General features: G+C 46.9%; 8 protein-coding genes. 6 read left to right on the top strand and 2 right to left on the bottom strand.

Translation table 11 applies throughout. The features are described 5' to 3' along the window. The coding region (locus tag R7V76_RS16660; protein ID WP_369076250.1) for an IS3 family transposase at positions 1-78 on the top strand (78 nt) is incomplete at its 5' end. A 43-nt stretch (positions 79-121) separates the two neighbouring features. Here R7V76_RS16660 and R7V76_RS05535 read toward each other — a convergent pair. Then, positions 122-325, bottom strand: a complete 204-nt coding sequence (locus R7V76_RS05535; RefSeq protein WP_012370868.1) for a YlaI family protein — start codon at positions 323-325, stop codon at positions 122-124. A 116-nt stretch (positions 326-441) separates the two neighbouring features. Here R7V76_RS05535 and R7V76_RS05530 point away from each other — a divergent pair, with 116 nt between their 5' ends. Both R7V76_RS05530 and R7V76_RS05525 read left to right on the top strand, forming a co-directional pair. Continuing rightward, positions 442-894: a hypothetical protein gene (locus tag R7V76_RS05530; RefSeq protein ID WP_214763625.1), complete on the top strand. Its 453-nt coding sequence runs from the start codon at positions 442-444 to the stop codon at positions 892-894. A gap of 39 nt (positions 895-933) precedes the next feature. Beyond that, entirely contained in the window at positions 934-2,250 is a 1,317-nt protein-coding gene (locus tag R7V76_RS05525; protein WP_012370866.1) for a PhoH family protein, read from the top strand. Between the two features lie 68 nt (positions 2,251-2,318). Here R7V76_RS05525 and R7V76_RS05520 read toward each other — a convergent pair whose 3' ends face one another. After that, on the bottom strand, positions 2,319-2,780 hold the full coding sequence (locus R7V76_RS05520) for a hypothetical protein (RefSeq protein WP_318091534.1): 462 nt from the start codon (positions 2,778-2,780) through the stop codon (positions 2,319-2,321). A gap of 122 nt (positions 2,781-2,902) precedes the next feature. Here R7V76_RS05520 and R7V76_RS05515 point away from each other — a divergent pair, with 122 nt between their 5' ends. The 3 genes from R7V76_RS05515 to R7V76_RS05505 all read left to right on the top strand — a co-directional run bounded on the left by R7V76_RS05515 (position 2,903) and on the right by R7V76_RS05505 (position 7,958). Beyond that, a complete protein-coding gene (locus R7V76_RS05515; RefSeq protein WP_014970798.1) occupies positions 2,903-3,181 on the top strand; it encodes a YlaN family protein in 279 nt (92 codons plus the stop codon). A 78-nt stretch (positions 3,182-3,259) separates the two neighbouring features. Continuing rightward, positions 3,260-4,531, top strand: a complete 1,272-nt coding sequence (locus tag R7V76_RS05510; protein ID WP_318091533.1) for an FtsW/RodA/SpoVE family cell cycle protein — start codon at positions 3,260-3,262, stop codon at positions 4,529-4,531. After that, positions 4,524-7,958, top strand: a complete 3,435-nt coding sequence (locus tag R7V76_RS05505; RefSeq protein WP_318091532.1) for a pyruvate carboxylase — start codon at positions 4,524-4,526, stop codon at positions 7,956-7,958. Before R7V76_RS05510 ends, R7V76_RS05505 begins: the two co-directional genes overlap by 8 nt. Positions 7,959-7,982: the final 24 nt, after the last annotated feature.

Below are 7,982 nucleotides of genomic sequence, written 5' to 3'. Positions count from 1 at the left end.
AATTACTATAACGAAGAACGAATCCAAGAAAAATTAGGCTACCTGACACCGATAAAATATGGTGTACTGGCAGCCTAATCAAGGTGTTTTATATGTGTCTCATATCGCTAGGTCAGTCTATTTACCATCTTTTTTTAGTTGTCGCCCAGGTCGGATAAAGGTTAAAATGTCCGGTTTCTTGGCGCGCAATGGTCCGTTCAGTGACACGTTCATGACATTCATCGCATATGTAGACGCGTACCGGTTTATTTCGCAGTCTTTTTGCTGTGAAGGACCAGTCGTCGATGGTTTCTCGTTTATCGCAGATGGTGCATTTGACACGCATGGGAGGTCCCCCTTTTTTTCTTAGTATATCATATTTAAGAATTGTTCAACTTGAAAAAGGGATGCGAATATATGGTATCGAATAGTAATAAAATAAGGAACAGAGGGGGTGGTACCATGGCAAATAAAGTGGAACATCGTCTGAGTGAACAGCAGATGAAGGCATTAACAGATTTACCGCTCGTGTTTTTAATCACACATGATCAGAGCAAAAGCTGGCCGATTACACATGCCATCAGTTGGGTGTATGCAAAAGACGAAACAACGATTCGCTTTGCGATTGAAGCAGATTCATTACTTGTCAAAACGTTAGCTGACCATCCTGTTTTTACACTTATTTTCTTTGCTGATCAGTCGACGTACAGTTTAACATGTACGGATGTCGCAGCCTGGGAAACGACAGCACGCTTACCGTTAAAGGTAGCGCTGTATGAAGGACAGATAAAAGAGGTCCGCGATATCTTATTCTACGGAGCCGCTGTGTCGGACCGGCCGCGTGTGCATAAAACGTACGATGAAGCAGCCGCGATGCAACTTGATCAACAAATTCAAGACATTTTAAAAGGATAACATTCATCAAAACTCGACTCTAAAGGAGCGAACGATGGAATGAAAAAAATATATGTGCTCGATACCAATGTCATGTTACATGATCCATTGTCTCTGTTTCAATTTCAAGAGCACGATGTCGTGATTCCGGCCATTGTTTTAGAAGAACTGGACGGAAAAAAACGAAATATGGATGAAGTCGGTCGAAATGCCCGAGAAACGGCACGGATTTTGGATCAATTGCGGGAAACAGGACACCTCCATGCCGGTGTTCCACTCGGGAACGGCGGAATTCTTCGGGTCGATATCGGAGATTCCATCAGTGAAGTGTCACCGTTTACGCATGAATCCAACGACAACAAGATTCTGGAACTTGCCTGGTCGATTCACCGGGAACAAAAAGAACAGCAAAGCGGACGGGATGTCATCCTTGTTTCAAAAGATATCCTCGTCCGGGTTAAAGCGGATGCTTACGGATTAGTCGCAGAAGACTATTTGACCGATCACATCGCTGATCTGACAGGGTTATACACGGGTTTTGTAGAATTGACCGTCGATCAAGAATATATCGATGCGTTCTATCAGGATAAACGATTATCGGTCGATGTCCTTCCGGAAAAAGTGCATCCGAATCAATTCGTTATTCTAAAAAGCAATATGTCAAAAGCATCCGCAATTGCCGTCGTTGATCAGGAATTACCGATCATCCGGGCGTTATCACTCGATATCGATCAAGTCTGGGGTGTCGTTCCACGGAACGTTCAACAGCGGATGGCATTTGAACTGTTGCTTCGGGATGATGTGCCGCTTGTCACACTTGTCGGGAAAGCGGGAACCGGAAAAACATTACTCGCACTCGCAGCAGGGCTGTTACAGGTGGAAGATGAACACCGGTATAAAAAATTAGTCGTTGCCCGTCCGGTCGTCCCGATGGGGAATGATATCGGATATTTGCCGGGAGAGATGGAAGAAAAGCTCCGGCCCTGGATGCAACCGATTTATGATAACTTGGAGCATCTGTTCAATACAAGTTCCGGTGATGAGCTGGGGAACATTTTGGCGGGAATGAAATCGATTCAACTGGAAGCCCTGACTTACATCAGAGGTCGGAGCATGCCGGGACAATTCATCATTATCGATGAAGCGCAAAACCTGACAAAACATGAAGTGAAGACGATTTTGACCCGTGTCGGTGAAAACTCGAAAATTGTATTGGTCGGTGACCCGCAGCAAATCGACCATCCGTACCTGGATGAATATTCAAACGGATTGTCTTATGCAGTCGAGCGGTTGAAAGGTGAAAAGATGACAGGACACGTCAAACTGGTGAAAGGCGAGCGGTCAAGTCTGGCTCGTTTGGCAGCCGACTTGCTGTAAACTATAAAAAAAGCCACTCTGTTTCCTTTAAGTTAAAAGAAACAGAGTGGCTTTTCGTCGTTTCCGGATTACACGACAGTGATGCGAGTAACGGAGCGGACGATTTGATCACGATAAAGCAGATGGACAGGACCGTCGCTTAAAACTTTTCCGTCTTTTGAAAACTGTAAGTACAGTTCCGGTAACATACTGAGATCGAGCTCGACTGTTTCTGTTCCTTCAAAGCGTAACGCGGAGGCACCTTCAAGTGTCTCGGCATTTTGAATGAACGGCGCAAGCGGCATGGCAAACGTTCCGCGTAAGGCGGCATCTTTTTCTTCGCGTGTCATCGGTTTGTTGTGGTCCGTTCGACTGCCTTCTGTAATCCCTTTATCCCAAGCAGCCCCCATCTTGGCATAATAGGCTTCTTGTGCGTTATCCCCGACTTCTTTCCCAATATGGTCGACTTCAATCTTCCGTTCATCGAAGATCCAAACCGTCGGGTCGATGGTGAGTGGATAGCGGACATTACCTGTAATCGGAAAAATCATCATTATTCCCCCTAAATGTATGAGTCGTGCAAATCCATTATACCGAAACGTTGAATTGTTGGCGAAAGTAAGGTAAAGTTTAGCTATAACAGGAACGCGTCATTTGATGAGGAGGGATTGGATTGTCAACTGAAATCGGGACAGTTCATCGCCAGCGCGCTCTTGAGCTACTAGAAGCGGATGCCCATAAAATCCGCCGGTTGATCGAGGTCCAGCTTGCGAATTTAACGATGCCACAATGTCCTCTTTATGAGGAAGTATTGGATACACAAATGTTCGGATTGTCACGCCAAATTGATTTTGCCGTTCGTCTCGAACTGATTGATGCGAGTGAAGGGAAACAATTACTCGACTCATTAGAACAGCAATTATCTGATTTACATGATGCGGAGACGTGCTGATTTTCTACTCAAACGTGAAATGCGGCGTTTGGGTATTTTTTTTTTAGAACTAGGAATTAGAAAAAGGACGTGTACATAATGCAATCGAAGTTTAAGGAAAAACGTGCGTTTTTTGATTATCGCCTCTTCTTTACGATGCTGATTCTGATGGCGATCAGTACGGTGATGGTTTACAGTGCCAGTGTCTGGAACGGTGGCGATTACGCAAACACCTCATTTTTTGAGAAACAATTGATGTTTGATGTGATGGCGATTGCTGTCTTTTTATTTGTCGCCCATCTGAATCATGAAATTTTCCGAGGACCATTGGTACGGTTGGCTTTATATGTCATCACATTAGGTATGTTGACGGCAACGTTGTTTGCTACACCGTTGAACGGAGCACGTGCCTGGTTAAATTTCGGGATTTTCCTGATTCAGCCGATTGAACTGTGCAAATTTGTTCTCGTCATTGGTCTTGCCAACTATTTTGATCAAAAATATAAAGGGCAAATGAATGGTGTGATCGGAATCGTCCACCATTTCATTCATCGCCAAATTGCACCGGATTCATCCGGTAAGCGGATTTTACTCAGTTTCACGGACTGGATTTTGATTCCGATGCTTGTGTTACTCGCCCCTTACGCCCTGATCATCCGGATGCAACCGGATGATGGCGGATTATTCATTTTACTCTTAATTACGGCGATGATTTGGTTTGCAGTCGGGTTGCCACCCGGTTACATCGCTGTCGGATTTGTCGGTATTGCAATAGTAGGTGTCTACGCCTGGAACAATTTTTCTGCCAATCAGATGGAACGAATTCATGCCATCTTCAATCCATTCCTGGACGCGGAAGGAAAAGGGTATCAATTGATCAATTCGGTCATCTCGATCGCTCACGGAGGATTCTTCGGGGTCGGTTTGGGGAACAGCTTTCAAAAGTACGGTTATCTGCCGGAGCCGGAGACCGATTACATCATGTCAATCATCTCGGAAGAACTCGGATTCGTCGGGGTTCTCGTTGTCCTCGGACTGTTGTTCTTTTTAATGTGGCAAGGGGCGCTCATTGCCCGGCAATCTGCTTCGATTTATTCGAGTATGGTGGCGTTCGGCATTTCGTCGATCATCTTTATCCAAACCGGTATCAATATCGGAGCGATGTCCGGTCTGTTTCCGGGGACCGGTGTGACGTTACCGTTTATCAGTTACGGCGGGTCTTCACTGCTTGTCATGAGTACGATGCTTGGGGTCGTGGCAAATATTTCGATGCAAAACAAGCACCGGATAGCGTATCATAAAGAAGTACAGGAAGCACGAAAGATGAGTGCTACGAGTTCATTACCTAAAGGGGGAGCATCAGTTGACTAAAATCAAAAAGATTCTTGTCGCCAACCGCGGAGAAATCGCGATTCGCGTATTCCGTGCGGCAACCGAACTCGGGATTCGGACAGTCGCTATTTATTCACGAGAAGATATGGGGTCGCTTCACCGGTACAAAGCCGATGAAGCGTACCGAATCGGTGAGGGAAAAAAACCGATCGAAGCCTACCTTGATATCGAAGGAATCATCGAGACTGCCAAGAAGGCACAATGTGATGCGATCCATCCAGGTTACGGATTTTTGTCAGAAAATATTGAACTCGCTACTCGGTGCCGGGAAGAGGGGATTATCTTTATTGGTCCCCGAGAAGAACATCTCTACAGTTTCGGTGATAAAGTCCGTGCGCGGACGACAGCCATCGAAGCCGGTTTACCCGTCATTCCGGGTACGGACGGTCCGATCACATCGATTGATGAAGCGTATGCTTTTGCTGAAAAAACCGGTTATCCATTAATGGTCAAAGCTTCTTTAGGCGGCGGCGGACGCGGGATGCGTGTCGTCCGGACAGAAGAAGAGTTGCCGGAAATGATTGAGCGGGCAAAATCGGAAGCTTTAAAAGCATTTGGTTCAGATGAAATTTACGTTGAAAAATTGATTGAACGTCCGAAACATATCGAAGTTCAAATCATAGGGGATGCCCATGGCAATATCGTTCATTTGTTTGAACGCGATTGTTCCGTGCAACGCCGTCACCAAAAAGTCGTCGAAGTCGCGCCGTGTGTCACGTTATCGGACGAAGGACGCCAAAAGATCTGTGAAGCAGCGGTAACGTTGATGAAGCATGTCGGATATGAGAATGCCGGTACGGTTGAATTTTTAGTGACACAAGACGAGTCCTTCTATTTCATCGAAGTTAATCCGCGTGTTCAAGTCGAACATACGATTACGGAAATGATTACGGGCATTGATATCGTCCAGACACAAATTCGAGTCGCAGAAGGGGAATCACTACATAGTGACCTGGTGGGTATTCCTGCGCAAGAAAATATTCAAATGTTAGGTTTCGCCATTCAGAGCCGGATTACGTCCGAAGACCCGGAAAACGGCTTCTTACCGGATACGGGAAAAATCAAAGCATACCGTTCACCAGGTGGCTTTGGCGTGCGTCTTGACGGTGGGAATGCCTATGTCGGTGCTGAAATCTCGCCTTATTACGATTCACTGCTCGTGAAGATTTCGACACACGGTTTAACATACGATCAAGCCGTTGCTAAAATGAGCCGAAACTTAAGCGAGTTCCGGATCCGGGGAATTAAAACCAACATTCCATTCTTAAGTAATGTTCTGAAACACCACGCGTTCATCAGCGGAGATTACAATACATCGTTCATCGATGACACAAAAGAATTGTTCATCTTCCCGAAACGACAAGACCGTGGGACGAAGTTGCTCACATACATCGGAGAAGTATCCGTCAACGGCTTCCCGGGAATCGGCAAGATTGAAAAACCACTTGCCCGCGACGTCCGGATTCCGAAAGATCTTCCGGCTGACTATCAAGCAGGTGCAAAAGCGATTCTTGATGCAGAAGGTCCGCTTGGTGTCATCAACTGGCTGAAAGCACAAGAACAGGTTCAATTGACAGATACGACCTTCCGCGATGCGCACCAGTCGTTGCTTGCGACACGGATGCGGACAAAAGATTTAGTGGCAATTGCCGAGGCGGAAGCCAAACTGTTGCCGGAACTGTTCTCAGTAGAGGCCTGGGGCGGTGCAACGTTTGACGTGGCATACCGTTTCCTGTCAGAAGATCCGTGGGTTCGTTTGATGCAGTTGCGTGAAAAGATGCCGAATGTGTTGATTCAGATGTTGTTACGTGGAGCCAATGCAGTCGGCTATAAAAACTATCCGGACAATGTCATTCATGCATTCGTCAAGGAAGCCGCGCAAGCGGGTGTGGATGTGTTCCGGATTTTCGACAGCTTAAACAATCCTGAATCCATTCAGCTGGCCATCGATGCCGTCTTGCCGACGGGTAAAATCGCAGAGGCAGCAGTTTGTTATACAGGCGACTTGTTTGATGCGAGCCGTCCGAAATATCATCTTCCGTATTACGTTAAACTGGCGAAACAACTCGAAGCGAGCGGTGCCCATATCATTGCCATCAAAGATATGGCAGGTCTGCTGAAACCGGAAGCTGCCTACGCATTAGTCTCGGCGTTAAAAGATGCTGTTGATTTGCCGATCCATCTGCATACGCATGACGCAAGCGGAAACGGTATTTATACGTACGCGCGAGCTGTTGATGCCGGTGTCGATATCGTTGACGTCGCTGCTTCAAGTATGGCGGGACTGACAAGTCAGCCTGCCGGAGGAAGTCTGATTCATGCCCTCAGTGGTCACAAGCGTCAACCGCTCGTGTCGGCACAAAAATTTGAGCAGGTATCGGATTACTGGCAGGATGTGCGCCACCTCTATCAAGCATTTGAGCTTGATATGTTAGCACCGAACCCGACGGTCTATGATCATGAAATGCCAGGCGGTCAGTATTCGAATCTTCAACAACAAGCGAAAGCCGTTGGACTCGCGGATCGCTGGTCGGAAGTTAAAACGATGTATGCCCGCGTCAACATGTTGTTCGGCGACATCGTCAAAGTGACACCATCTTCGAAAGTCGTCGGTGATATGGCCTTATTCATGGTCCAACACCATCTGACGGAAGAAGATGTTCTGGAACGTGCCAGCAATCTTGACTTCCCGGATTCTGTCGTTGAATTGATGAAGGGCGAGCTGGGTACGCCACCGGACGGCTTCCCGAAACAAGTCCAAGCGGCAATCCTGAAAGGCGTTGAGCCGTTGACGGAACGTCCAGGGAAAATGATGGAGCCACTCAATTTTGATGCCATCAAACATGAGTTGTTCGAGAAACTGGAACGTCCGGTAACAGAATTCGATGCTCTGGCATATGCCCTGTATCCGAAGGTATTCCTTGATTACAGTTCGTATGTCGCACGTTACGGGGATATCTCCGTTCTCGATACGAGTACGTTCTTCCACGGTATGCGTCTCGGGGAAACCATCGAAGTCGAAATCGAGCGTGGAAAAACACTGTACCTGAAGTTGATCCAAATCGGTCAACCGGACGATCACGGTGTCCGTGTCATCTACTACGAGATGAACGGCGTCCCGCGTGAAGTCGAAGTAAAAGATATCAGCATCAAAGAAAGTTCGTCGAGCCGTCCGAAGGCCGATCGTTCGAACCCGAAACAGATTGGTGCTTCGATGCCCGGCAGCGTCTTGAAAGTCCTGGTCGAACCCGGTACCCGGATTCGTAAGGGAGAGCAGCTACTTGTGACGGAAGCAATGAAAATGGAGACGACGATTCAAGCACCAGAAGACGGTGAGGTTAAATCGGTTCATGTCAAAGAAGGCGAAGCCATCGCGAGCCAAGATTTATTGATTGAATTCGTGTAATGCATAATATGTAACTTAGGATAA

Origin of the sequence: Exiguobacterium artemiae, assembly GCF_033342815.1 — a bacterium.
Lineage (GTDB): Bacteria > Bacillota > Bacilli > Exiguobacteriales > Exiguobacteriaceae > Exiguobacterium_A > Exiguobacterium_A artemiae_A.
Note: the sequence above shows the minus strand (reverse complement) of the source record. Positions and strands in the feature narration are given on the sequence as shown.

Coding starts and splice junctions, on each gene's coding strand:
- R7V76_RS05535 (WP_012370868.1), bottom strand. CDS start 325: ATGCGTGTCAAATGCACCATCTGCGATAAACGAGAAACCATCGACGAC.
- R7V76_RS05530 (WP_214763625.1), top strand. CDS start 442: ATGGCAAATAAAGTGGAACATCGTCTGAGTGAACAGCAGATGAAGGCA.
- R7V76_RS05525 (WP_012370866.1), top strand. CDS start 934: ATGAAAAAAATATATGTGCTCGATACCAATGTCATGTTACATGATCCA.
- R7V76_RS05520 (WP_318091534.1), bottom strand. CDS start 2,780: ATGATTTTTCCGATTACAGGTAATGTCCGCTATCCACTCACCATCGAC.
- R7V76_RS05510 (WP_318091533.1), top strand. CDS start 3,260: ATGCAATCGAAGTTTAAGGAAAAACGTGCGTTTTTTGATTATCGCCTC.